Raw genomic sequence first — 24,857 nt, forward strand, 5'->3', positions numbered from 1 at the left:
GGCGCGCCGCTCGAAGGCTAGCCGAAGATGCTCTCGTCCACGACGTCTGGAATCTGGTCGGGCGTGATGAGCAGGCCGCGGGTGCCTCCCACCATGACCTGACCGCCGTTGTAGATGACGCCACGTCGCTCGGGGGGTATGTCAAGGGCCTCTCCCACGGAACTCACGTTCTTGAAGAACTTCGAGTTGTAGGTCGCGCTCGACTTGACCTCGAACGCCGCGAAGGGCGTGAGGCCTCTCTCTATGACCAGGTCGATCTCCTCGTCCCTGCCGCTGGTTCTGTAGAAGGACGCGTGTAGCCGTCCCCTCGACGACTGCACGCATTTGGCGTATTCGGCAATGACGGCGTTCTCGAAGACGTTGCCACGCTTCGCGTATGCAGCCAGCGCTTCCGTGTCGTCGATTCCCAGCAGGTGGCACAGGAGGCCTGTGTCCATGAAATAGAGTTTGGGAGACTTTACGAGACGTGCATTGGCATTCGAGCTGTAAGGCCGAAGCTCGAACAGGATGTTGCTGGCGCTCAAGGCCGAGATCCACGACTTCGCAGTCTTCACGTCGACCCCAGCGTCACTTGCCAGGGCCGAGTAGTTGATCAGCTCCCCCGCACGTGCGGCGCACAACCCCATGAAGCGCTCGAACTCGGCCAGCTTGAGGACGCGCAGCTCCTCGCGTACGTCACGGTCCACATAAGTCCGTACGTAGTCGGCGAAGTACCGCGCGGGATGCACTCCGTAGTCATACAGTCGCGGATAGCCGCCGTACAGCACCCAAGCCCACCTGTCATTGCGAACGGCGTCGAGGAGGCGCGCGCCCTTCTCTGGCGCCGACAGGTCTCCCGGCCTGGCCGCCAGCAGCTCGGCGCGCGTCAACGGTGCCATGGTCACGAGCGCCACCCTACCCGCCAGGCTCTGGGACACCTGCTCGAGCTGGAGGTAGTTCTGGGAGCCAGAGACCACAAACTGGCCGGCGTCACCGGTCTGGTCGACGACTGTCTGGAGGTAGGAGAAGAGCTCGGGGACGCGCTGCGCCTCATCCAGAATCACGTGGCGGGCATGGCGGGCGAGGAAGTCTCGCGGGTCGTCCCGAGCCAGCGCACGCAGGTCAGGGTCCTCGAGCGAGAGACAGGTCCAGTCGGGAAGCATACTCCTCAGAAGAGTGCTCTTGCCCGTCTGCCGGACGCCCGTCAACGACACCACTGGATACTCTTCCAGCGCCTCTCTGATGGCCCGCGAGATGTCTCGGGGAATCAAGCCGTTGACCTCCTACTATCAGGATGGATATACGCTTCGTTTAACTGCAACTATACCTGATTTTTCGAGTTGAGATTCCCTGATTTTCAACATTGAGATTCCCTTATTTTGCTGGTCGAGATTCCCTGATTTTCAACGTTAAGATTCCCTGATTTGCAGAGCCGGCGCAGCATCCGCCCCGGGCCCCTCCCCTATGCGCCGAAGTTCGTCACCTTGCGCTGCAGCTCGACCAGGCGGGCGATTCCCGCCTGCCCGAGGTCGAGGAGGCCGTTCAGCTGGTCGCGGTCCATGGTGGAGCGCTCACCGGTGCCCTGCAGCTCCACGATTCCGCCGTCTCCCGTGGCCACCAGGTTCATGTCCACCTGTGCGTGCGAGTCCTCGGGGTAGTCGAGGTCGAGCAGCAGCCTGCCCCCGACGAGCCCCATGCTTATTGCCGCCACCTGGCCGGTAAGGGGCAGGCGAGAGATGCGTCCCGCCTCCATGTAGGACCTCAGCGCGTCGTGCAGGGCCACCCAGGCCCCGGTCACGGATGCCGTGCGCGTGCCGCCATCCGCCTGGATGACGTCGCAGTCGCAGGTCACGGTGTACTCGCCCAACCTCCCCAGGTCGCACACCGCCCTGAGGCTGCGCCCCACCAGGCGCTCGATCTCCATCGACCGCCCCTTGCGCCCGCGATACTCGCGGCGTCCGCGCGTGTTGGTCGCCGCGGGGAGCATGGCATACTCGGCGGTCACCCAGCCCGCATGCTGGCCCTTGCGCCAGGCCGGCACGCCCTCCTCCACCGTCGCGGCACAGAGCACGCGCGTGTCGCCAAACTCCACCAGGCAGGAGCCGTCCGCGTTCTTCATGACGTCGCGCGTGAGCGTGACGGGCCTCAGCTGGTCGTCGGCACGGCCGTTCGCACGGACGAGCTCGTACGCACCGGATGCTCCCATGGTTCCTCCCCATATGACGACGGGCCCCGCGGGGCCCGTCCTGGATGCGATGGTGGGCGATGACGGATTCGAACCGCCGACCTTGTGCGTGTAAGGCACCTGCGCTAGCCGCTGCGCCAATCGCCCGTAGGGACAAAGTGTAGCACGGAGGGGCCATGCGGCACCTGCTCGGGAGGCGCACGCCAGGCGCCATGGCCTGCGTCGCACCTCACCCGCGGGTTCCTCCCGACCATTCGCGTCGTATACTGTCAGGCATGAACGCCACAGTGAAATCCATCGCGTCCCTGCTGCGCGACCACGGACTGCTGGCACGTGGCCCGCAGTCCGTTGACGCTGCGTCCGTCTCGCTCACCGGGGCAGACTGCGACTCCCGCTTCGCCGGGCCAGACCACCTCTTCGTCTGCAAGGGCGCCGCCTTCAAGCCGGCGTACCTTGAGCAGGCGCTCGAGGCCGGGTGTGTGGCCTACCTCTGCGATGACTCCCGCGCAGACGAGCTCGCGGCAGTCGCGCCGCACGTCTCCGCGCTTGTCGTGCGCGACGACGGCCTCCGCACGGCGATGGCCCTCTCGTCCGCTGCCTGCTGGGGCCACCCCGACAACAAGCTTGAGGTCGTGGGCATCACCGGCACCAAGGGCAAGAGCACGACGGCCTACATGCTCCGGGCGATCCTGGACGCGTGCCACGACACGCCCCAGAGCGCCATCATGGGCTCGATCGACACCTTCGACGGCATCGAGGACGCAGAGAGCGTCAACACCACTCCCGAGCCGCCCGACCTCTGGCGCCACGTTGCCAACGCGGCGCAAAGCGGGCTCCCCTACCTCACCATGGAGGTCTCGAGCCAGGCGCTCAAGTACGAGCGCGTCGTGGGGCTCGGCCTCGACGTCGCCTGCTTCCTCAACATAGGCCGCGACCACATATCGCCGCGCGAGCACCCCAGCTTCGAGGACTACTTCGCGAGCAAGCTGCGCATCTTCGAGCAGGCCCGGGTGGCCGTCGTGAACCTGGGGAGCGACCACGCCGACGAGGTCCTGGCGGCGGCGGGCCGCTGCAAGCACGTCGTGACCTTCCTCGCAGACGGGGATGCCGCCGGCTCCGACGCCGACGTATGGTGTAGGGACCCGCGCCCCTCCGACTCCGGAATTCACCTCTTCGTCCACACCCCCAGCTGGGAGGGCGAGGTCGAGGTGGGCATGGCGGGCCTCTTCAACGCCGAGAACGCCCTCTGCGCCATCGCCGCCTGCGAGGTGCTGGGCATCGGGCAAGAGCAGGTCAAGGCTGGCCTTGCGCACGTGCGCGTCCCCGGTCGCATGGAGCTCCTGCGCACGTCGGACCCCCACATCACCGGCATCGTGGACTACGCCCACAACAAGCTGTCGTACCAGCGCTTCTTCGCCTCGGTGGCCAAGGAGTACCCCGGCCGCGAGGTCATCGCCGTCTTCGGCGCACCGGGAGGCAAGGCCTACGAGCGGCGCCGGGAGCTCCCCGAGGAGGCGTCGCGCTGGGCGGACTTCGTCGTCTACACGGAGGAGGATCCAGCGCACGACCCCGTGGAGGAGATCTGTGCCCAGATGGCCGCGGCCACACCCGAGGGCCAGGACTTCGAGGTCATCGTCAACCGCCCGCGCGCCATTGGGCGTGCGGTCGAACGGGCGTTCCAGAGCCCACGCGGGGCCGTGGTATGCCTCCTCGCGAAGGGAGACGAGACCCGCCAGCACGAGGGGGACTCCTTCGTTCCCTGCGAGACCGATGCGACCCTCTTCGAGCGGGCCGTCGCCGCACGCACGGCGCGAACGGACCGCGGCTAGCTCAACCCTCCCACAAGACGAACGCAGGCCGAGAAAGGACCGCCATGCCCACTGCCCTCTCGCTCCCCACCTTCCCCGTCGACGCCAGCAAGGTCCCAGACCCCATGGCCGAGCGCCTCTCTCGCATAAAATATGTGATCAGCGACACCGACAACACCATGGTGAGCCACGGACAGGCGCTCTCGACCACGGACGGGACCCCCTCCGCCGAGCTCGCGCAGACCCTGGTCGACCTGCGACGCGCCGGCGTCCAGGTGATTCCATGCACCGGACGCAACCGAGCCATGATCCGCGAGGACGCTCGCATCCTGGGCCTTCCCGGCTGGATAGGCGAGATGGGCGGCGTCCTCTGCCTGCACGAGGGCTCCGACGCGGTGTGGCACTACTTCACCGCCCAGATGCCCTTCGACGAGGCCTGCAGCAAGACCCCTCACGACCTCATCATGGAGACCGGCGTGGTGGACCGCATGCTCGCCCGCTGGTACGACTGCCTCGAGACCTACAACGACAACAACATCGGCTACCAGTACCGCGAGGTCACGGTGGCGCTGCGCGGTGCGGTGATCGAGGACGAGGCCCAGGCCATGCTGGACGAGACGGGCCTGCCTCTCTACCTGGCCGACAACGGCTTCGTGACGCGCATCACCGGCAAGACCATCCTGCCGAGCTTCGAGGACGGTCGCGTCGAGGACGTGCACACCTACCACATCACGCCGCGCGGGCTGGACAAGGGCTCGGCCGCGCGACGCTACATCGAGCTCATGGGCTGGGACCCCGCCGAGGTCATGGCCTGTGGCGACTCTCCCGCGGACTGCGCCATGGCGGGCGAGGTCGGCACCTTCCTGCTCATGCGCAACGGCATCAGCAACCCGAAGGCCCAGGCCGCGCTGGCGACGGCGGGCAACGCCTTCGTGTCTGCCCAGGACTCGACCGACGGCTTCTGCCAGGCCATGCGCACGCTGCTGGAACTCAAGCGTCAGGCATAAGTAGACGAGGGCCCCTCGCACGAATTCGATTTCGTGCGAGGGGCTTTGTAATACGCGCAGGTTCGCAATGGTCGCGCTCGCATCATTCTCGTTTCGTGCGAGAGTCACGTGACGCCATGGGGTGCTTGAGCCACTCCTACGCGGTCTGCTGCCACGCGACGGCGCTACGCGAACTTGGGATTGGCGACGCGCACGCAGTCGGGAAACTCCTCGCGCAGGCGCCCGAACGCCTCCTGAACTTCGGTCGGCACGTCCACATGGACCAGGAAGTCTCTGCCACGCGGGCCGTAACCACCCTCGTCGTCAGTCAGGCGGGGCAGCTCCCCCATAAGCAGGGTCAGGTAGCGCCGCAGCCCCCACATTCCCAGAGGCTCTTCCTCGAAGTCAAGGCGGGCGAGAGGATCGGCCGTCTCGCTCATGCGGTCCGTGCCTCGCGCCACAACACGCGTCGCATAGGTCGCATAGCTCACGGGAAGTACGTCCGGCCAGTCGTGCCGTGCGATGGCCTCCATGCGCAACTGCATGGTGGCGTCCTGCGAGAGTATCAGCGAGCGACAGGGAACGCCCCTCTCGTCCAGGAGCTCGCGCAGGTAGCCGGTGTTGTTTCCGCAGTTGGTTGACCGCCGCTCGAGGAGGTCCGCCTCCAGCCCGTGCCTGGTGCGGAGGTACGCGGCGAAGACGTCCGCCTCGCAGGCGTCGTCCTCGAAGTCGAGGTCGGGGCAGAGCCCGCGCACGCGTTCACGGAAGGTCTGGGTCGTGTGACCGGCCCCACCCACGATCACGTAGGCCTTCGCGACGTCCGCGCGCATCGCCGCCGCCAGCACGTCCCCGCCTGCGAGGATGCTCCCGCCAAAGAGCGCCATCACGTCGGCCTGGGCGAAGCCATAGCGCCCCTGGAGGGCGTCCCGGGTCAGCGTGGGGACGTCACGCCTTCCCAGGAACCTCGCCAGAACGTTCATGTCGTGAGCCAGCTGAACTGCGACCATCTCTGCCACCTCGTCACTCCCCCGGCATGTCCCGGCGTTAGAGCCGTCGTGCGTCGATGCTACGGACGAGCCTACTCTCGCGCTCCACGACGAGGCCGGGCACGTCCATCGGAGCCTCGCCCAGAAGCCGTTCCAGCATGCTCAAGGAAGGGCCCAGGAGGTCGACCGTCGCCATGCCGCGCTCCTCCGCCTCCTGGCGGAGCTCCTCGCGCAGTCCCTCGTCGAGTATGGTGTGGAAGAGCACCGTCGCACTGCCGTCTGGAACGTAGCGATCCAGGTAACGGCGGACCCCCTCCATGCCCTCGACATGCGTTAGGCGAGAGACGACGACGCTCTCGCGCCTGAACTGGATCGCGGCGGCCCTCACGAGCGCAAGCCCCGTCTCGCCCAGCGCGTCAGAGAGCACGTGCACGACCAATGGTCCCCCTGTCCTTGCGCTGCCATCCCCAAGCTCATCGAACTCGACTTCGCGGCACATGGCCTCTCCCCTCATGGAGCCGGACGACCTGCGGGCTACATACGCCTTTCCACCTCGGTGGCGCCAAGACCCGCCCGACGCCACCGCAGCTGGATCCTACCCCAGCTTCCTTGCCTCATCGGCGCTCATGCCCAGCACCACCGGCGTCGAGCGGTAGCCGACGCCCATGCGGTCGATCCCCATGTCGATGAGCTCGAGGAAGTGCTCGCGGGTGCGGATGGCGCCGGAGCCCTTGACCTTGATCCTGCCCTCGCCGGCCTCGATCATCGCCGCGACGACCTCGTTGGTCGCGGCGCGCTGCTCGCCACCGGTATAGAACCCGGTCGAGCTCTTGATGAAGTCGGCGCCCGCGGCCACGGCGCAGCGCGTGCCGGCCTTTACCTGGTCGATGGTGAGGGAGTCGGTCTCGACGATGACCTTCACGTTGGTGCCGTAGCCGTGGCAGACGTCGACGACTGCCTTTATGTCCGCGGTCACGTAGTCGAGGTCGCCGGAGCGCAGGCGCCCGTAGTTGGCCACGATGTCCAGGTCCTCGATCTCGTAGTTCCTGCAGTACTCCTCGGCCTGGAGCGCCTTGGACGCGGTGGTGGAGAGACCGAACGGGAAGTCGCACACGACGCAGATGCCCGTGTTGGTGCCCCTGACCATGGGGGCGACGATGTCCAGCGAGGCGGGGTTGACGCAGATGGTCTTGCAGCCGAAGTCGATGCCCTCCTGGCTGTACTTCTTGATGTCCTCCGCGGTGAACTCGGGCTTGAGCACGGACTGGTCGATGTAGCTCGCGAGCTCGCGCTCGCTCATCTCCGCCGCCTTCTTGCTGGGGTTCATGGCATGTCCTCTCTCTTGTCTTTTTGTACGGCACCTACCGTACTTTTGCTGACGGGAATGTACCACCCCGGTCTGGGGGTGTAGGATATGTCTCGTTATTTGTTCGTATGTACCGTACATATATTCAAATCATGGGAGAGGAGCTCGTGGACAACCTCGCCGCCATCGCATCCAGCCCCCTGGACGACAGCTCGCAGCTGCCCCTCTACCAGCAGCTCAAGCAACGCATGCTGCAGCTCATGGCCAGCGGCTCCCTCGACGAGACGACACCGCTGCCCACCGAGATGCAGCTCTGCCAGGCTTTCGGCCTCTCTCGCGCGACGGTGCGTCGCTGCTTCAAGGACCTTGTGGACGAGGGCCGTGTCGTGCGCAGGAGGGGCCACGGAACCTTTGTGAGGCCAGAGACGACACGCGGTGAGAGCAGCGTCCCCCTCAACTTCTCGTCCGAGATGGAGTCTGCGGGGCTCCTGCCCGCGTCGCGGCTCCTGGGCCTGAGACGACGCGAGGCCTCGGGTGGCATATCCCGCAGGCTCGGCGTTGCCGAGGGCACACCCGTGTGGGAGATCAGACGCCTGCGCCTGGGCAACGGCCTCCCCCTGCAGCTCGCCATCGCCTACGTCCCCTGCGAGCTCTGCCCGAACCTCAGCGAGGAGGACCTCTCGACCTCCCTCTATGCGCTCATCTCTCAGGGCTCGGGGGCCCTGCCCGCCCGAGCGGAGGAGAGCTACGAGGCGGTCTGCCTCGACGCACGCGAGGCGAAGGCCCTGGGTGTCAGGGTGGGCAGCGCGGCGCTCAGGGTGCTCAGGACCTCCTTCGACACCACGGGACGCGCGTTCGAGGCCTCAGTGCTCATCGAGCCCGGCGACCGCAGCCGCCTCGTCGTGAGCCTCAGCACCGAGGGCACCGAGCTCCGTCGCGTCTGGGGCTGACGCCCGGCCAAGGTGGCACGCCACTCTCGCCCGCATGATTGCGCGCGTCACGACGGCACGCACTGCGGTGCCCCCCGCCAGAAAGAAGGGTCCCGCCGGAAGACCGACGGGACCCAAATGCTCGACTCTGTGGAACGGGAACTAGAACTCCACGGGCAGGTCGTAGTAGACGCACTTGAGGAGCTGCTCCATGTCCTCCTGGGACGGCTGGCGGGGGTTGGCGCCGGTGCAGGCGTCGGCGATCGCATTGGCCGCGACGGTCGGGAGCTTCTCGAGGAACTCCTTCTCGTCGATGATGGAGGTCTCGGACTTCACGCCGCCCTCGCCGTAGTTCTTGATGGCCTGGGGGATGTCCAGCTTGTCGTTGAGGTCACGGATGTACTGGACCAGGGCAGCGACGAGCTCCTCGTTGGTCTCGCCCTCGAGGTGCAGGATCTCCTTGGCGACGAAGGCGTAGCGCTCGGCGGCACGGGCGTCCTTGGCGTTGAACTGGATGACCTTGCCCAGGTACATGGCGTTGGCGCAGCCGTGGATGATGTGGCCGCCGCTGAAGGCGGCACCGGTCTTGTGGGCCATGGAGTGCACGATGCCTAGCAGGCCCGACGAGAAGGCGATGCCGGCGATGCACTGCGCGTCGTGCATGTGCTGGCGCGCCACCTTGTCGCCCGTGTAGGAGACGGGCAGCCACGTGGTGATCTCGCGGATGCCGTGGAGGGCGGGGCCGTCGGTGAAGGTGGAGGCGACGGTCGAGACGTAGGCCTCCATGCAGTGGGTCAGGGCGTCCATGCCGGTGTGCGAGCAGAGCTTCGCGGGCATGGTGTAGGTGAGCTCGGGGTCGACGATGGCAACGTCAGGCGTGATCTCGAAGTCGGCGAGGGGGTACTTGATGCCCTTCTGGTAGTCCGTGATGATCGAGAACGCGGTGACCTCGGTCGCGGTGCCGGAGGTGGAGCTGATGGCGCAGAAGTGGGCCTTCTTGCGCAGCTCGGGCAGGCCGAAGACCTTGCACATGTCCTCGAAGGTGCACTCGGGGTACTCGTACTTGATCCACATGGCCTTGGCTGCGTCGATGGGGCTGCCGCCGCCGATGGCGATGATCCAGTCGGGGCCGAACTCGGACATGGCCGCGGCACCCTTCATGACGGTCTCGACGGAGGGGTCGGACTCGACGCCCTCGAAGAAGGCCACCTCGAAGCCGGCCTCCTTGAGGTCCGCCTCGACGTCCTGCAGGAAGCCGCCGCGACGCATGGAGCTGCCGCCCGAGACGATGATGGCCTTGGAGCCCTTGAGGTTCTTCACCTCGTGACGGGCGCCCTCGCCGAAGTACAGGTCACGCGGGTTGGTGAAACGTCCCATAAACTCTCCTCCTTCAACTGGCCCCGCCCCCGCGGAGCCGCGATGGTTAGAGAGGCCCTGTGCCCCAGGACGCGCAGACTGTCGCACGCGACCTGGCTCAGCCCCATATCCTCCTGAGGATACCTGCATGAAATAAAATTGGGTATACGAAACCACTTGTCGACTTTTAAGGCCCGATTGCTGAATATTTTACCTACATGTATTGACAAAATTGAATGACCAGTATTTACTGTACATTTATATTCATGCCTGGGCGAGAGAGAGGCCCGGCCACCTTCCCCCATAACAGCCCAAACAGGCCACCCTCGCCGCAGCCGTCACGCGCGCCGCGGGACGCGCTCCGCTACGATTGTCGCACCAGCTCCCGGGCTCGGACCCGGGAGAAGAGGCAAGGGAGGCACGCTTGGCATACGAGCCAAACAGGGAGGACTACCAGCGTCTGAGCCTGCAGTTCATGCGCAGCGCCGACCGCATGGGCCCGCTTGCCGCGGCAAGGGCCTTCGCCGGATTCGGCCGCCGCTTCTCGCAGGACCGCGACTCGCTCCCGCAGGACGACGCTGACCGCGCCTTCGGCCTCGTCGCGCGCGCCACCACGGTCATAGACTACGAGCTTCCCTTCTCGGACGACGACAAGGCGGCGGCGCTGGTGCAGAAGGGCCACGAGCTCCTGGACGAGGCGCTCGTCCTCGACGCGCACTGCTATGACGCCCTGCGCATGCAGCAGGCCTCCCAGATAGACTCCTTCGACGGCTACTATGACTTCCTCAGGACCGAGGGCGACGACGTGCGCGCATGGTGCCTGCGCCAGCACGAGCACGCGCTTAAGCGCGAGGGCGGGGAGCGCGGCAGGATCGCCGCCAACCTGGCCCTGCGGCCCTTCATCCGCTGGCGCGCCATGCAGGCGAGCAAGGCAGTCATCTGCGGCCGCAACAAGGACGCCATCGACATCGCCCGCGAGCTCATGCGAATCGACCCCGACGACGAGGCGGACGTGAGGTACACCGCGCTCATCGCCCTTGCGAAGGTCGAGGACGAGCAGGGGCTCGAGGAGCTCTGTCGAAAGGGCGCCCAGATCGAGGCGCGGCGCGGCATGCCCGCGACGCAGGACGCCTGGACGCAGCTCGCGCGCATCGCCCTTGCCTACAAGAGCCACGACCTGGTCGGCGCGCGCGACGCCATCACGAGGCTCGCCGAGACCCATCCCAACGCCCTCTCGGCCCTGGCCATACAGCGCGAGCTCCCAGATGGGGTCTTCTCTCGCCTGGTCACGCAGCCTAGGAGCGAGGACGAACTCATCCTGGCCATATCCGAGGGCACCGTCCTCTTGCAGGAGGGTCGCGACAAGGAAGGGCGCGGTGCCCTGGGCGCGTGGCTGCGCGAGGAATGCCTGGGGCGCCTGGGCCACGACGAGCGCGCCCACGTGTTTGCCGACGAGGTCGAGTGGGGCGTCGGCAGGGAGGCGGAGTAGGTGGACGCGCACGAGGAGCTTGTGCTCAGGCTCGCCCAGAAGCGCAGCATCGCGTTGGGGCTCTCGTCCAGCGGGTACGCGGAGCTCCTCCTCGCCGTGCGCGAGGACCCCAGCTCCTTCATGGACGACAAGGGCGACGAGGCCCTGCTGCTGGTGCAGAAGGCCCTGGAGCGCTACGACGCGTCGCTCCAGGACGACGACCTCCTGGACGATGACGCCTACCTGCAGACGCGGCAGCGGCGCATGGCGCGCATGCGCCAGGACTGCGCGGCCGCGCTTGCGGTCGACCCACAGTGCACGGATGCCCGGCTCCTGGACGCCATCGCGCGGGACCTGGACGTCGACCCCTACCTCGAGCTGCTGCTGGACATACTCGACGACTCGCCCGAGCCGTCCTGGTCCGACGGGGGCGCTGCGGACGCCTGGGACGACGTGTTTGCCCGCCCCCGCCTGCGCGTGCGCGCGGCGATCGTGAGGGCGCTCTTCGACTCCGCCCGCTACCGCAAGGCGGACGAGNCACGTAGGCCGGACGCGGGTTGGCGGCAAGCCAGCGCAGCACCGCCGCGAACTCGGCGTTGTCCGCCGGACTCGCAGCCACCATGCCGGGGATGCACCGCACGCAGGCGACGTCCTCCAGGGCCATGTGGCTCGCCCCCAGAATCGCCGAGTCGCAGCCGCAGCTCACGCCCACCAGCATCACCGGCGAGCGCATGATGCCCAGGTTCACGCGGATCTGGTCCAGGACGCGCGCCGTGATGAAGGTCGCATACGAAGGCGCGAAGGTGCAGAACCCCTCGTTGGCCAGGGCGGCCGCGACCTCGATCTGGTTCTGCTCGGCGATGCCGCACTGCACGAAGGCCTCGGGGCAGAGCTCGCGGAGGCCGCCCAGGTTGAGCCGGCGCCCGTAGTCGGACACCACGACGGATAGCTCGTCGCCGCCACGGGCGAGCCCCTCCATCACCTCGCCGAAGACCGCCTTGTGAGACATGCCGGCGAAGCGCGCCGCCTCCTCGGGCGAGACGAGGCCAATGCCTTCGCCCGCGCCCCCAACCGGCATGCCAGCGCCTCTCTCACTCATCGCAGATCTCCCTCTCGCGGGCGTCCAGCTCCTCCATGGCACGCACGTACAGCTCGTCGTCCAGGGCGCAGTCGTGCCACTCCACCCTCATCTCGGCGAAGGAGAGGCCCTTGCCCTTCACCGTGCGCGCCACCACGACGCGAGGCCGGGTCGAGCGTGCCCTCAGGGCTGCCCGCAGCGCCATGACGTCATGGCCGTCCACCTCGCAGACCTCGAAGCCGAAGGAGGCGAACTTGCGCTGGATGGGACCGTTGTCCAGGATGTCCGAGGTCGAGCCGTCCAGCTGCATCCCGTTCGCGTCCACGACCACCGTCAGGTTGTCCAGGCGCCTGAACGCAGCGAAGCCGGCGGACTCCCATATGGAGCCCTCGTCGCACTCTCCGTCGCCCACCACGCAGAACACGCGCGAGTCGAGCCCGCGCCTCCTGATCGCCAGGGCGAGGCCGGCCGAGTAGCCCAGCCCCATGCCCAGGCTGCCGCCCGAGGTCTCGATCCCCCGGGAGGGGTCGCGGTGGGGGTGCTTGAACAGGACGGCGTCGGGGCCGAAGAGCCCGCGGTCCAGGTCGTCCTGGCTGATGAGGCCCGCCGCGAGCATGGCGGGATAGAGCGCCACCGAGCAGTGCGCCTTCGAGACGACCAGGCGGTCGCGCCGCTCCCANGTTCTGCTCCAGGACCAGAATGGGCTCGCCGTCGTCGCAGCCCAGGTAGCCGGCATGCTCCTCGTCCACCGGGCATGACAGGTAGCGCACGCTGGACCTGAGGATCTTGCGCCCCGAGCAGCGCTCGACAGCGTCAAAGAGCGACTCGCGCGAGAAGTCCGAGGCCTCGAGGCCCGGACAGGCGCAGAGGTTGGACCAGCTCTCCTGACAGAGTAGCGGCGAGCCGGCCGACGAGCGTACGCGGCGCATGAAGAGCGCGGGGGCGGAGGGGGCGATTCCCAGCTCGCCGGCCACGCTGCGAGGAGCCTCGACGACCTCCTTGGCCAGCACGTCGGTGACGTAGGCCACGCCGCGCTCGTGCAGGAGGGTGGCAAACGAGAGGGGCCTCAGCACGCTGGGCCTGGCAAGCCCTCCCTCGGTGACGAAGGTGCCGCTCCCCTTGCGACTGACGAGCAGCCCCTCCTCCACCAGCGTGCGGATGGCACGCCTCACCGTGCCGCGACTGAGGCCGTAGCGGGCCATGAGCTCGGACTCCGAGGGGATGGCGTCGCCCTGCCGCCACTCCTTCGTGGCGATGGCCTGGCGCAGCGCCGAGGCGAGCTGGACGTGCAGGGGGCCCTCGGAGGCAAGCGCTGGTTGGGTCAGAATGCAGCTGGCGTCTGCCGCAAGGGGGTCAGGAAGCGTCGGAAACCCAAAGCGCTGCTCTCTCACGGGATCCCTCTTTCGCTTTGGTCCATGACATGGATAGGTCGTATACAGGACAACTACTGTACAGGCAACTTGTGTACAGGATAGTCCATCCAAGCCAAGCCCATGAAAAAAGGGAGAGTGCCGGGGAGAGGGGCCTCGCGCAAGGCGGCAAGACGCCCGTTCGCGGAATCCGGCCACCGGCGGCGGCTGGCTGGTAGGGGCGGTGGGGTTCGAACCCACAATCCTTTCGGCGAGGGATTTTAAGTCCCCTGCGTATGCCAATTCCGCCACGCCCCCAAGGTCCAGCGGACGCGGACAGCTCGATGCGGCCCGCGCGACAAGGGCATCTTAGCGCAGCGGGGCGAGGCGCGGGTGCCAGCCCAGGGGCGATTCCGCGCCGGTGCGTGTCGCCTCGGCGCATATGGCAAGGCCGAAGAGAAGGTCGCTCTCGCTCACCGTGAGGCGGTCGAAGCCCGCGACGCCCATGAGCTCCGCCACGGCCAGGGCCCCGCCCAGGATCACTCCGGAGCGCTTGGGCTGAAGCCCCGGAAGCTCGGCCCTCTCGCCCAGCGAGAGTCCCGCGATGCGCACGGCGAGCGACTCCACGTCACCGCGGCCAAGCTCGCTCAGATGCACGCGCAGGGGATCGTAGGGCACGAGGGCGTCGCGCACGGCGACGAGGCTCGTCACGGTGCCACCCGTGACCACCAGGCGACTGGCACGGTCGCGCAGGCCCTCGCCTTCGAACGCCGTCTCGAAGGGTCCGCGGCAGAACGCGCGGGCGGCAGCGACCTGGTCGTCGGACGCCGGGCCGTCCCCTGGCAGGAAGCGCTCGGTCACGCGGCGGCATCCCACGTCCACCGAGGTCACGGCCTCGAGGCGCAGGCCCCTCTCGCCCAGGCTGCCCACGGCGAACTCGGTGGAGCCGCCGCCGTTGTCCGCCACCAGGATCCGCTCGTCGGGGAAGTCCTGCGCAACGCCCAGGAAGGTAAGCGAGCCCTCGACGCGGCCGGCGATGACCTCGGGCAGGAGGCCACGTGCGATGAGGTCGCCCTCGAGCTCGGCCGAGTTGGAGGCGTCCCGCGCGGCAGAGGTGAGCGTGCAGCAGACGACCCGCGCCGCGGCCTGTCGGGCGTTGGCGAGGTAGCGGTCCACGCAGTCGAGGACGCGCGCCCTGGCGGCATCGCCGATCCTGCCGGTTGCAGAGAGGCCCTCGCCCAGGTTGCATATGGTCGAGGTCTTGGCCATGCGCCTCACGCGGCCACCCTCGACGTCGCACACAGCGAGGCGCACGGTCACCGTGCCGACGTCGATGCAGGCTACTCGTCCCATACTGCCTCCGGGTCGTAGCCAAAGACGAAGTCGAGGGCCTTCGTGGGCCACGCACGCGTGTCCTGGTACTCGACCGGGGCGGAGGGGTCGGCCTTCCCCTGGCTGTCCAAGCCCTCGACGGTCACACTGGTCTCGCCCTCCTGGACGTACCCGCGCTTGCGCGCCTCGTCCTCGATGCCCTCCTTGGACGTCAGGCTCTTGAGGTCGCCCTGGAGCGAGTCGTTCTTCTCGCTCAGCTCGTCGTACCTCCTCTGCAGGTCCTCGCCGCTGCGACGCGCGGCGTAATAGCCCTTGACGGGACCATAGAGCGAGGCTGCCACGACGACCAGGACGACCAGGACGACGAGGGCCACCTTGTGCCCCAGCAGGCGAGTACCCAAGCTGCGGGCGGAGTCTGCGACGTCCGAGGGGTCCAACCCCCTGAGGGAGGACAGCCTGCGGGCGGCAGACGCGGCCAGCCCGCCCAGGCCTCCTCCCGCCTCGCGCCCCGTGGCGCTCGCGNCCGTCCACGAGGCCGACCCCGTCATCGTGGACGTGCCCGACCTGCCCGCCTGGGCGGAGGCCATTCCCGAGATCGAGGGCGCGGCGCGCGACTATGCGCGGAAGACCGGCTACGACTGGTAGACGGGGACGCGGAGGGGACGCGCCTGCGACTTTGCTATACTTTGGCCCGCGTCCCCATCGTCTAGCGGTCAGGACATCGCCCTTTCAAGGCGACGACACGAGTTCGAGTCTCGTTGGGGGCACCATCGCAAGCGAAGCGAGCCCGCCTGGCAGCTGCCGGCGGGCTCGACTTTTTGCGCCTCTGGTCACATTCCGGTTGCGGGAGGCTGGCGGCGATGCAGTGCGCCTCGAGGCTGCGTCAGCGTCCATCCAGGCAAACTAGTGTACACAAACTTGGTGCATTATGAAAAAAATCCCAGGTAACTAGTTGCAATATTTTTGCATTTCCCAGTTTGTGCACACTAATCGCACCGTCAGTCCCCTCATCCGATGCCAACGGACGAGCCGCCGGCACCCTACAGCCCAACCAGCCGCGGGCGCACCGCCAGGCCACCACCGCTACAGCGACGCCAGGCGCCCGAGCACGGACGCCGCCACACCCTCGACGTTNACACCACGGAGGGGCTGGGGCGGCGTAGGTCTGGCGGCGTTTCGATAGCTAGCCGCGAGCGGCACGCTCCTCTTTCTTGACCTCGTCCCAAAGCTCGTTGAGGGCAGATGTCCCCAGCTCGTCGATCGCGAGGCCACACTCGCGGGCAAGCGCCTCCATGCGCGCCCAGCGACGACGAAACTTGCGATTGGAGCTCGCGAGCGCCTCCTCTGCGTCGATGCGGGCATGGCGCGCGACGTTGACGAGTGAGAAGAGCAGGTCGCCAAACTCCTCTGCCGCCTCCTGGCTTCCGGGCTCCTCGGCCTCGAACTCGGCGCGCTCGCTGGCGAACTGGTCCCACACGTCGGCGATGGACTCCCACTCGAAGCCCGCCTTCGCGGCGCGCTTCGAGATCTTCTGGCACTGCATGAGGGAGGGCATCGAGCTCGGTACGGAGTCCAGGAGCCCCTCGGGCGCGACGTCGGACGAGCGCCCCTCTCGCTCGGACCTCTTCACCTCGTCCCAGATGTCCAGGACCTTCCCGGCCGAGTCCACCGCACCCGCTGCGGCGGCGTCGCCAAACACGTGGGGGTGGCGACGGACGAGCTTCTCGTTGAGCTCGCGGCAGACGTCGTCCACGTCGAAGTCACCCTCGTCCTGGGCGATCTGCGCGTGGAGGAGCACCTGCTCGAGCACGTCCCCGAGCTCCTCGCGCAGGTGGGGCATGTCGCCGGCGGCTATGGTGTCGACCGCCTCGTAGGCCTCCTCGATCATGTTGCGCGTGATGGAGGAGTGGGTCTGGACCTTGTCCCAGGGGCAACCGTCGGGCTGGCGCAGCCGCCAGATGGTGCGCACGAGGCGGTCGAACTCCGGATGTGACGCAGGCGCCCCGGGACGGGCGGCCGTCTGGGCGTCCACCTCGTCGGCAAGCCTGCTCAGGTCGCTCTGTTCCTCTGCCATGTCTCGCTCCCCGTCTGCTCGTCTGCCCACGCGCCCGCCAGAGCGCAGTTGGTCCTAGCGAAGAGCATAGCCCTGGAGGGGCCCAGTGGCCCGCGAGCAACGGCGTTGGCGGCAAACCGACTTCTTCGCCGCAATTGTCGGCACTTCCTCCGGTCCAAAGTACCGACGACCTCGCAGCAACTTGACGCTCGAGCGCAAACCCGTCCGCTTGTCGGCACCTTTCAAGGTGAGAAGTACCGACAAACCGTCCCCGCAGCATGCGGGCGGCAGGTGCGGGCTACGCAAAGTCACGGTAGTCGATGAGCCTCAGGTCGTCGCGCGACTCGAGCCAGGCGCGCAGGGCGGGGTCGACGAGCGCGTCGACCTCCTTCGTTCGGTCCGTGGTCAGGGAGCTGCTGTGCAGGATGAAGTCGTCCAGGTAGCCGGGATGGCAGACGAAGACGACCGTCTCGCCGTCCGCCATGGACTCGACCGTCTGCCTAATGGCTGCGGCGGGGTCGTAGTCGGGGCTCATGCTGCGCATGACCATGCGCACGGGCGTCCCACCGCAGTCCACGGTCGCGGCCGGATCGAAGGAGACCGGCTGCTCGAGCAGGCCATGCGTGTGCGCGACATGCGAGACCGCCCGGTTCAGGTTGGGCGAGAGGACCGCATGCGCCTCGAAGTAGTCCGGGTCCCTGCCCGTGAGCTCGCGGAAGCGGGCGAGCTGCGCCTCGAGCTCGACCACCGCCTCGTCGAAGGCGACGAAGTCCTCCCCGCGCTGGTAGCTGGCGCGGTACTCGCGGCTGCTCCTGAAGTTGCCGTCTGGCCCGAGGAGGCTGGGCACGAGCGATGCTGCCGCGACCGGCGCGCCCAGGCAGACGTTGCTGTGCTGCCCCAGGGCCACGTCGGCGCCGGAGTCGCGCAGCCACGCAAGCCCCCGCTCCGTCTCGGGCATGTTGGGCATGACGCCCACGGAGCGAGCGAGCCCCTCGGCCGCGCTGCGCACGAGCCCGACGTTGACCGCATAGGAGTATCCCAGGTCGTCCGCACGAATCAGCAGCTGCTTCATGGAGGCTCCTCTCGCCCGTTGATTCAATGAGCATACTCCCGCAGGGAGCACGACAGCCCGCAAGCCATGGCCTCACGAAGAGCGGCCGACGACCCCGCCAAGCTTGTCGGTACTCCCTTGGGAAAAAAGTACCGACAAACTCGCGGCGCCAGCCCACTCGGGCTATAAATCATCCGTTTGTCGGCACATTTCGAGGCGAGAGGTACCGACAAGCCGCAGCCGGCGGCAGCCCTTGCCCCTCGGCGGCAGCCCTACAGCCCTGCCGCCCACCGCGGCATGCCCCTCTCGCCTACTCGCCCTCGTCGTCCCCGCCCACGGCCTCGAGCACCCGCAGCGCCACCGGCAGCAGCTCCTCCCTGCCGGTCCGGAAGGGATAGCTGAGCTTCTTGCTCTTTGGGTACACGATCGCCCGCTCTGCCTTGAGCTTTGCCACCACCGAGCGCGGGACCTCCATGCCCTGGTAGGTGATGCGCCCATTGGAGAGCGAGACGCTCGTCACGCCCAGCCTCTGGCAACGGATGCGCACGCGCGCGCGGTCGAAGAGGTTCTTGCCCGCCAGCGGGAGCGCGCCGAAGCTCTCCTCAAGCTCCCCCTGCAGCGCGTCGACGTCCGCGAGCTCCGCCGCCACCGCCAGCCTGCGGTAGGCCAGCACGCGCCTGTCCACCTCGGGCAGGTACTCCTCGGCCAGGTAGAAGTCGGCCGGAAGGTTGATGTTGACCTCCGCCTGCGAGACGTCGGCAGCCTCCCCGCGCGCCTCGCTCACCGCCTCGCCGAGCATCTGCGTGAAGAGGTCGAAGCCCACGCTGGAGAGGTTGCCGTGCTGCTCGCCGCCCATGAGCGACCCGGCGCCGCGGATCTCGAGGTCGCGCATGGCGATGCGCATGCCGCTGCCCAGGTCCTGGTACTCGTTGATGGCCGTGAGGCGGTCCGTCGCCTCGGGCGTGAGGGGCATCTCGCCCGGGAACATGAAGTAGGCGTAGGCCTGGACGTGGCCGCGGCCCACGCGACCCTTGAGCTGGTAGAGTTGGGCCAGGCCCAGGCGCTGGGAGTCCTCGATGATCAGCGTGTTGGTGTGCGGGTTGTCGATGCCGCTCTCGATGATGGTCGTGGCCACGAGCACGTCTATCTCGCGCTCGCTGAACTCCATCATCACGTCCTCGACCTGGGCTGCGCTCATCTGACCGTGCGCCACGCCCACGCGCGCCTCGGGGGCCGCCTCCTGAACGCGCGCGACGGCATCCTCGATGGTGGTCACGCGGTTGCTCACGTAGTAGACCTGTCCCTTGCGCTCGAGCTCCGCACGAATCGCGTCGCTCACCACGTCGGGGTCCCACTCCCCCACCGTGACCTTGACGGGCAGGCGCCCCGGTGGGGGCGTGAGGATGAGGCTCATGTCGCGCACGCCGCTCATGGCCATCTGCATCGTGCGCGGGATGGGCGTGGCGCTGAGCGTCAGCACGTCCACCTGCTCGCGCATGTTCTTGAGCTGCTCCTTGTGCTGGACGCCGAAGCGCTGCTCCTCGTCGATGATCACGAGCCCCAAGTCGTGCGGGTTGACGTCGGCGGAGAGCAGGCGATGCGTGCCGATGAGCACGTCCACCGTACCTTCCGCGAAGCCCTCGAGCGCCTGGCGCTGCTGGGCCGGCGTCACGAAGCGCGAGAGCACGCGCACGTCGAGGTCGAAGGGAGAGAAGCGCGCGAAGAAGGTCTCGAAGTGCTGCTGCGCCAGGATGGTGGTGGGGCACAGCACCATGACCTGGCGGTCGTCCTGGCAGCACTTGAAGGCGGCACGCAGGGCGACCTCAGTCTTGCCGAAGCCCACGTCGCCGCAGAGCAGCCGGTCCATGGGCTGCGACGACTCCATGTCGGCCTTGATGTCCGCGATGGCGCTGGCCTGGTCGGGCGTCACGTCGTAGGGGAAGCTCGCCTCCATGTCCTGCTGCGCGGGACCGTCGGGCGCGAAGGCGTGCCCCTGCACCGCGGAGCGGCGGGTGTAGAGGTCCACCAGGTCGAAGGCGAGCTTCTTTGCGCTCCTGCGGGCCTTGCCCGTCGCACGCGACCAGTCGGCCGTGTTGAGGCGCGTGAGGCGCGGGCTCGACCCGTCGGGACCCACGTAGCGCGTCAGGCGGTCGACCTGCTCGAGCGGGACGTNTTCATGGAGGCTCCTCTCGCCCGTTGATTCAATGAGCATACTCCCGCAGGGAGCACGACAGCCCGCAAGCCATGGCCTCACGAAGAGCGGCCGACGACCCCGCCAAGCTTGTCGGTACTCCCTTGGGAAAAAAGTACCGACAAACTCGCGGCGCCAGCCCACTCGGGCTATAAATCATCCGTTTGTCGGCACATTTCGAGGCGAGAGGTACCGACAAGCCGCAGCCGGCGGCAGCCCTTGCCCCTCGGCGGCAGCCCTACAGCCCTGCCGCCCACCGCGGCATGCCCCTCTCGCCTACTCGCCCTCCTCGCCCCCGCCCACGGCNGGATGAGCTCGAGGTCCGCCGCGACCTTCGAGCTCTCCTGCGCACGTCGGAAGAGCGCGTGCCCCGCGGCCTCGATGGTCCTGGGAGTCAGGGCGATCTCCCTGCAGGGAGAGACGAGCACCTCCCGGAGCTCGCCGATGGTCTGTCCCGTGGAGGGGAGCATGCGCCGCACGCGGTCCACCTCGTCGCCGAAGAACTCGATGCGCACGGGCGAGCTGGCCTGAGCAGGGAATACGTCCACCGCGTCGCCGTGGACGTGGAAGCAACCGGGAGCGCCCACGTCGCCGGAATCGCCCACGTCGGCGTAGCCCATGGACACCAGAAGGCGCCCCACGTCCTCGAACTCGAGCTCGTCTCCCACGGCGAAGCTGGCGGAGGCGAAGTAGCCCGAGCCCACGGGGGGCACGCGCCGCAGGAGGGCGCGCGCGCTCGCCACGACCACGCAGGGCNGCGTCTGGCGACGTCACGGGGACGGAGTTCTCGGGAGCCGTGGCAAGCGACTCCACCAGGGGGATCGACTCGTCCGTGAACGAGAGCTCGAGCGCCTCGCGCGCCGCGCGGTCCGGCACGGCGAAGACCACGGACATGTTGTCGTTCAGGAGCTGGCGGACGCGACCAAGGAGCTTGGCGTCCGAGCCGGCGATGGCGGGCTGCCGCACCTCGAGCTCCGCCAAGGCCGAGCCCCCCACCCGCTGGATGGAGCTCAGCGACAGGCGCTGCTGGCTACCGAAGTCGAGTTCGCGGGGAGAGGTGAAGAGGCCCTCGAGGGGCACGCGCGCGGCGTTGGCCAGGGCCGTCGCCTCGTCGTTCGCGCGCTGGCAGTCGTCGAAGAGCGCGCGGGGCNGCCGCGGGGTCGTCCGTCTCCCCATTGTCGCGCGACCACGGCCCCCTGTGCGCCGGAGCTACGCGACCACGTCAGGCGCGTGCCTCCGTCGTACGACCACGTCAGACGCGTGCCGAAATCGCGCGACTACGTTAGACGCGTCTGGCGAGAAGCCCTTTCCTGGGCTTTTGCGGCGCCTTCTGACGCGGCGGACGTAGTCGCGGCGGACAGAGACGCGTTCGACGTGGTCGAGTCCGTTGCGCGCGCGTTTGACGTGCTCGAAGCGGACAGGAACACGCGTCACGACGCGCCAAGGCGAGAGGGACGCCACCACGCCGGCAGCGCCCCTCCGGGACATGCGGCCACGACTATGCGCGGCCGCTCCTCTCGGCCAACTCCTTGAGCAGCTCGGCGGACGCCTCGACGTCGGCCTGCCGAGCCTGCCAGCTCCAGTTGCCCTCGGCCACGCCCGGCACGTTCATGCGCGAGCCGTCGTCCAGCATGAGGACGTCCTGCAGCGGAACCATCACCACCTCGGCGTCGGTGTCCAGGCACTCGTCCAGGAGCCCCCGCGCCATCGACTGGCTGCGCACGACGAAGCCCTGGCCGTCGGGGTCGTCCTCCTCGAAGCGCTCCTGGCACCATCCCAGGAGGGTGCTGGTGTCGTGCGTCGAGCTGTAGACGACCTTCTCGGGCTTGGGGTGGTAGCCCTGACGCACGTCCTCGTCGCTGAACTGAATCACGTCCATGCCCGGGAAGCCCGTGACTGCGACCAGCGCACGAACGGCCGGCGTGATGGTGCCCAGGTCCTCCGCGACGAAGGGAAGCTGCCCGAAGCGACGGTGCGCCGCGTCGAAGAGCTCGATCCCGGGCCCAAAGTTCCAGGCGCCGTCCAGGGCGCCCTTGCCCTGGGGGATGGTGTAGTAGGACGAGAAGCCCAGGAAGTGGTCCAGGCGCACGTAGTCATAGAGCTCGAAGGCGCGCTGGAAGCGGCGCATCCACCATGAGTAGCCGTCCTTGCGCAGGAAGTCCCAGTCGTAGGTGGGGTTGCCCCAGAGCTGCCCGCCCTTGGAGAAGTCATCGGGCGGGGTGCCAGCCTGGAGCGCAGGGTATCCCCTCTCGTCCAGCTTGAAGACCTGCCGCTCCGCCCAGACGTCGGAGGAGTCGGCCGAGACGTACATGGGCATGTCCCCCACGAGCTTGATGCCGTGCTCCCGGGCATAGCGGTGCATGTCGTCCCACTGGCGCTGGAACTCGTACTGCGTGGCGCACTCGCGCATCACGGCATGGGCGAGCTCCGGGTCCTTGCCGAGCGACGGATCCCACGTGCGGTAGCGCTTCGGCCACTCCTGCCAGGGGACCTCTCCCAGCTTCTCCTTGATGGCGCGGAAGGTCGCATAGGGAATCAGCCAGTCCTCGTTCTTCTCGATGAAGCGGCGATAGCTTGCCGTGCCCTCGAAGTCAGACCTGAAGCTGGTGTGCTCGCCCTCGACGCCCCACATGAGGGAGCGGTTGCCCGCGAAGGCCGAGAGCCCCGCGTACGGCGAACCGAAGCTGTCGGTTGGGTTGACCGGCAGCACCTGCCAGTAGCGTTGGTGGGCGGAGGCAAGGTAGTCGACGAAGCGCCGACAAGGCTCGCCCAGGGTCCCGGGCTGCCCAGGGTGGTCCTGGTTGGGAATCGAGGTGACGTGCGCCAGCACGCCCATGCCACGGTGCATGGGGGCCTGCAGGCGAACCCGCTTGTGGAAGTACAGGACCGAGGTGCCCAGCGGCCAGAGGAAGACCTCCGCCTCGCCGTCCTCGACCTTGGGCACGCGCCCGGACACGACGTCGTCCACGCGCTCGCCACGCATGGGCACGCGGACGCTATGGGAGCTTGAGAGGCTGGAGTTCGCGAGGACGCAGACCACCTCGTCGCCATCCGTGCGCCAGAAGCCGAAGACGTCGTCGTTGAGCGCGAAGGGCTCGAAGTCGCCGTTCACGAAGACGGGCAGGGACTTGCGCACCGCGATGGCGTTGCGGTAGGTGGTGGCGCAGTTCTTGTCCTCGTGGCCCCAGGGGAAGGCGGCGCGGTTGTATGGGTCGGAGTAGCCCTCCATGCCCGCCTCGTCGCCGTAGTAGATGCAGGGCACGCCAGGCAGAGTCATCTGCAGGAGCGCTGCGACCCAGAGCCTGCTCACGGCGAGGCTGCGATGGTTCTGGTCCAGGCGGAAGCGGTAGCGCTCCTCATCGCTCATGCCCGAGGGGTCTGGCGCGTCACCCAGGATGGTGAGCAGGCGCGCCCGGTCGTGGCTGCCCAGGAGGTTAAGTGCGGAGTAGAAGGCGGTGCGGGGATAGTTCTCGCGCAGGGCCTCGAGCGACTCCGCCAGCTGGCGCGCGCCGATCTTGTTGGTGAGAAAGTCCTCCAGGCCGGACCTGAGGGGATAGTTCATGGTCCCGTCCAGCTCTGAGCCCTGGAAGTAGCGGCGAAGCTTGCCGTACGCCACCTTGTGGGAGGCGTCCTCCCACACCTCACCCAAAAGCAGGGCGTCGGGAGACTCGGCGAGCTCGGCGCTCTTGATGTCCTCGATGAACTCGTCCGAGAGCTCGTCGGCGACGTCGAGCCGCCAGCCGCGCGCGCCCGCCTTGAGCCACTTGCGGATGACGCCGCCATGCCCGCAGACGAAGTCGCGATACTCGGGGTTCTCCTGGTTGAGGTCGGGCAGGTCCTTGACCCCCCACCAGCTGGAGCAGCTGCCGTCCTCGTTGAACCTGAACCAGTCGCGGTAGCGGGAGCGCTCGCCGGAGCTGGCGCCCCTGCCGCCGTAGTTGCCAAAGGCGTCGAAGTACTTGGAGTCACGGCCCGCATGGTTGAAGACGCCGTCCAGGATGATCGAGATGCCCCTCTCGCCCGCATCCTTGCAGAGGCGCTTGAAGCTCTTGAGATCCCCCAGCATCGGGTCGACCTTGAGGTAGTCGGCCGTGTCGTAACGGTGGTTCGAGGCCGCCTCGAAGATCGGGTTGAGGTAGATGGCCGTGACGCCCAGCGCCTTGAGGTAGTCGAGCTTCTCCCTCACGCCCTCGAGCGTCCCGCCGTAGAAGTCCCACGCCGCGATGGAACCGTCCTCATCACGCTGGTAGCGGGGGTACTCGTCCCAATCACCGACCAAGCGGCGCTCCGGCCCCTTGCGAGGCTTGTCAAGCGCCTCGTGGACGCGCCTCTCCCAGTCGTCGCCGCGCCGGAAGCGGTCCGGGAAGATCTGGTACACGATGCCACCCGTATACCAGTCGGGGAAGCTCGTGCGCCGCTGCTCGTACACGGTGATCTGGAACGAGGGGGGCTCCCCGTACGAGAACGCGCCCTCGCCGCAGGAGCGCTCGCCCGTCGCGCCATAGCGCCAGACGTCGCCGTTCGCGGCGGTGACCCTGAAGGAGTACCAGATGACCTCGGGCTCCTCAGGAGTTATGGTCACGGAGAAGCGCAGGTGGTCACCCACCTGGCTCCGGTCCATGTCGAAGACGCGCTCGCCCTTCTCGTCCACCCAGACGCGCAGCTGCGCCGTCGCCTCCGGCTCGTCCCAGACGTCCAGACACAGCGCGACGGAGCCGCCCACGGGGGCGGCTCCGAACGGGTCTCTGTAACGGACGTCAGAGCTGATGTGCCTTGCCCTCACGTGCTCCGCCTATCTCT

Annotated in this window: 18 protein-coding genes, 3 tRNA genes and 2 pseudogenes; 5 read left to right on the forward strand and 18 right to left on the reverse strand. The window is 67.7% G+C overall.

Annotation, left to right across the window (positions count from 1 at the left end):
- Positions 1 to 17 precede the first annotated feature (17 nt).
- The 3 genes from BQ7388_RS07460 to BQ7388_RS07470 form a co-directional block, all read right to left on the reverse strand.
- Positions 18 to 1,196, reverse strand: a complete 1,179-nt coding sequence (locus tag BQ7388_RS07460) for an ATP-binding protein (RefSeq protein WP_327196111.1) — start codon at positions 1,194 to 1,196, stop codon at positions 18 to 20.
- A gap of 245 nt (positions 1,197 to 1,441) precedes the next feature.
- On the reverse strand, positions 1,442 to 2,185 hold the full coding sequence (gene rph / locus BQ7388_RS07465; RefSeq protein WP_072500151.1) for a ribonuclease PH: 744 nt from the start codon (positions 2,183 to 2,185) through the stop codon (positions 1,442 to 1,444).
- A gap of 50 nt (positions 2,186 to 2,235) precedes the next feature.
- Positions 2,236 to 2,311, reverse strand: a tRNA-Val gene (locus BQ7388_RS07470).
- Between the two features lie 128 nt (positions 2,312 to 2,439).
- Between BQ7388_RS07470 and BQ7388_RS07475 the strand changes: the two genes are divergently transcribed.
- Positions 2,440 to 3,993, forward strand: a complete 1,554-nt coding sequence (locus BQ7388_RS07475) for a Mur ligase family protein (protein ID WP_072500152.1) — start codon at positions 2,440 to 2,442, stop codon at positions 3,991 to 3,993.
- A gap of 44 nt (positions 3,994 to 4,037) precedes the next feature.
- Positions 4,038 to 4,979, forward strand: a complete 942-nt coding sequence (locus tag BQ7388_RS07480; protein WP_072500153.1) for an HAD family hydrolase — start codon at positions 4,038 to 4,040, stop codon at positions 4,977 to 4,979.
- Positions 4,980 to 5,143: 164 nt separating this feature from the next.
- Here BQ7388_RS07480 and BQ7388_RS07485 read toward each other — a convergent pair whose 3' ends face one another.
- From BQ7388_RS07485 to deoC, 3 genes are all read right to left on the reverse strand, one after another.
- The gene (locus BQ7388_RS07485; protein WP_200781446.1) at positions 5,144 to 5,974 is read right to left on the reverse strand and encodes a YdcF family protein; all 831 of its coding nucleotides are present in this window, start codon (positions 5,972 to 5,974) and stop codon (positions 5,144 to 5,146) included.
- A gap of 28 nt (positions 5,975 to 6,002) precedes the next feature.
- Positions 6,003 to 6,443 carry a kinase/pyrophosphorylase gene (locus BQ7388_RS07490; RefSeq protein WP_159430812.1) on the reverse strand — a complete coding sequence of 147 codons (441 nt, stop codon included), beginning with the start codon at positions 6,441 to 6,443 and terminating at the stop codon, positions 6,003 to 6,005.
- Between the two features lie 96 nt (positions 6,444 to 6,539).
- A complete protein-coding gene (deoC, locus tag BQ7388_RS07495) occupies positions 6,540 to 7,271 on the reverse strand; it encodes a deoxyribose-phosphate aldolase (RefSeq protein WP_072500155.1) in 732 nt (243 codons plus the stop codon).
- 107 nt (positions 7,272 to 7,378) lie between these two features.
- Between deoC and BQ7388_RS07500 the strand changes: the two genes are divergently transcribed.
- The gene (locus BQ7388_RS07500) at positions 7,379 to 8,200 is read left to right on the forward strand and encodes a GntR family transcriptional regulator (protein ID WP_083558321.1); all 822 of its coding nucleotides are present in this window, start codon (positions 7,379 to 7,381) and stop codon (positions 8,198 to 8,200) included.
- A 141-nt stretch (positions 8,201 to 8,341) separates the two neighbouring features.
- On the opposite strand, the gene BQ7388_RS07505 is transcribed toward BQ7388_RS07500, so the two are convergent.
- Positions 8,342 to 9,556: an iron-containing alcohol dehydrogenase gene (locus tag BQ7388_RS07505; RefSeq protein WP_072500157.1), complete on the reverse strand. Its 1,215-nt coding sequence runs from the start codon at positions 9,554 to 9,556 to the stop codon at positions 8,342 to 8,344.
- Positions 9,557 to 9,959: 403 nt separating this feature from the next.
- Here BQ7388_RS07505 and BQ7388_RS07510 point away from each other — a divergent pair, with 403 nt between their 5' ends.
- Entirely contained in the window at positions 9,960 to 11,024 is a 1,065-nt protein-coding gene (locus BQ7388_RS07510) for a response regulator receiver protein (RefSeq protein WP_072500158.1), read from the forward strand.
- Positions 11,025 to 11,142: 118 nt separating this feature from the next.
- Here BQ7388_RS07510 and BQ7388_RS13525 read toward each other — a convergent pair whose 3' ends face one another.
- From BQ7388_RS13525 to BQ7388_RS12360, 6 genes and pseudogenes are all read right to left on the reverse strand, one after another.
- Entirely contained in the window at positions 11,143 to 12,102 is a 960-nt protein-coding gene (locus BQ7388_RS13525; RefSeq protein ID WP_200781447.1) for a transketolase family protein, read from the reverse strand.
- Positions 12,095 to 12,715, reverse strand: a complete 621-nt coding sequence (locus tag BQ7388_RS07525) for a thiamine pyrophosphate-dependent enzyme (protein WP_234946893.1) — start codon at positions 12,713 to 12,715, stop codon at positions 12,095 to 12,097. Before BQ7388_RS07525 ends, BQ7388_RS13525 begins: the two co-directional genes overlap by 8 nt.
- A 109-nt stretch (positions 12,716 to 12,824) precedes the next feature.
- Positions 12,825 to 13,691, reverse strand: a pseudogene (locus tag BQ7388_RS13530) (GntR family transcriptional regulator); the annotation flags it as partial.
- A tRNA-Leu gene (locus tag BQ7388_RS07540) sits at positions 13,664 to 13,748 on the reverse strand. The pseudogene BQ7388_RS13530 and the gene BQ7388_RS07540, both read right to left, overlap by 28 nt.
- A 51-nt stretch (positions 13,749 to 13,799) precedes the next feature.
- A complete protein-coding gene (locus BQ7388_RS07545; protein WP_072500160.1) occupies positions 13,800 to 14,783 on the reverse strand; it encodes a Ppx/GppA phosphatase family protein in 984 nt (327 codons plus the stop codon).
- A complete protein-coding gene (locus BQ7388_RS12360; RefSeq protein WP_083558322.1) occupies positions 14,771 to 15,349 on the reverse strand; it encodes a septum formation initiator family protein in 579 nt (192 codons plus the stop codon). The genes BQ7388_RS07545 and BQ7388_RS12360 overlap by 13 nt, the downstream gene beginning before the upstream one ends.
- Positions 15,350 to 15,457: 108 nt before the next feature.
- Between BQ7388_RS12360 and BQ7388_RS07560 the strand changes: the two genes are divergently transcribed.
- Positions 15,458 to 15,532, forward strand: a tRNA-Glu gene (locus tag BQ7388_RS07560).
- Between the two features lie 413 nt (positions 15,533 to 15,945).
- Here BQ7388_RS07560 and mazG read toward each other — a convergent pair.
- From mazG to BQ7388_RS07585, 5 genes and pseudogenes are all read right to left on the reverse strand, one after another.
- On the reverse strand, positions 15,946 to 16,836 hold the full coding sequence (gene mazG, locus BQ7388_RS07565; protein WP_072500163.1) for a nucleoside triphosphate pyrophosphohydrolase: 891 nt from the start codon (positions 16,834 to 16,836) through the stop codon (positions 15,946 to 15,948).
- Positions 16,837 to 17,113: 277 nt separating this feature from the next.
- Positions 17,114 to 17,887, reverse strand: coding sequence for a ChbG/HpnK family deacetylase (locus BQ7388_RS07570; protein ID WP_072500164.1), 774 nt, complete (start codon positions 17,885 to 17,887; stop codon positions 17,114 to 17,116).
- Between the two features lie 289 nt (positions 17,888 to 18,176).
- Positions 18,177 to 20,036 (reverse strand): annotated as a pseudogene (locus BQ7388_RS07575) (DEAD/DEAH box helicase); the annotation flags it as partial.
- Positions 20,037 to 20,206: 170 nt separating this feature from the next.
- On the reverse strand, positions 20,207 to 20,677 hold the full coding sequence (locus tag BQ7388_RS07580) for a hypothetical protein (RefSeq protein ID WP_456319932.1): 471 nt from the start codon (positions 20,675 to 20,677) through the stop codon (positions 20,207 to 20,209).
- 878 nt (positions 20,678 to 21,555) lie between these two features.
- Positions 21,556 to 24,840: a 4-alpha-glucanotransferase gene (locus BQ7388_RS07585; protein ID WP_072500166.1), complete on the reverse strand. Its 3,285-nt coding sequence runs from the start codon at positions 24,838 to 24,840 to the stop codon at positions 21,556 to 21,558.
- Positions 24,841 to 24,857 lie beyond the last annotated feature (17 nt).

The organism is Olsenella phocaeensis (assembly GCF_900120385.1).
GTDB lineage: Bacteria > Actinomycetota > Coriobacteriia > Coriobacteriales > Atopobiaceae > Olsenella_I > Olsenella_I phocaeensis.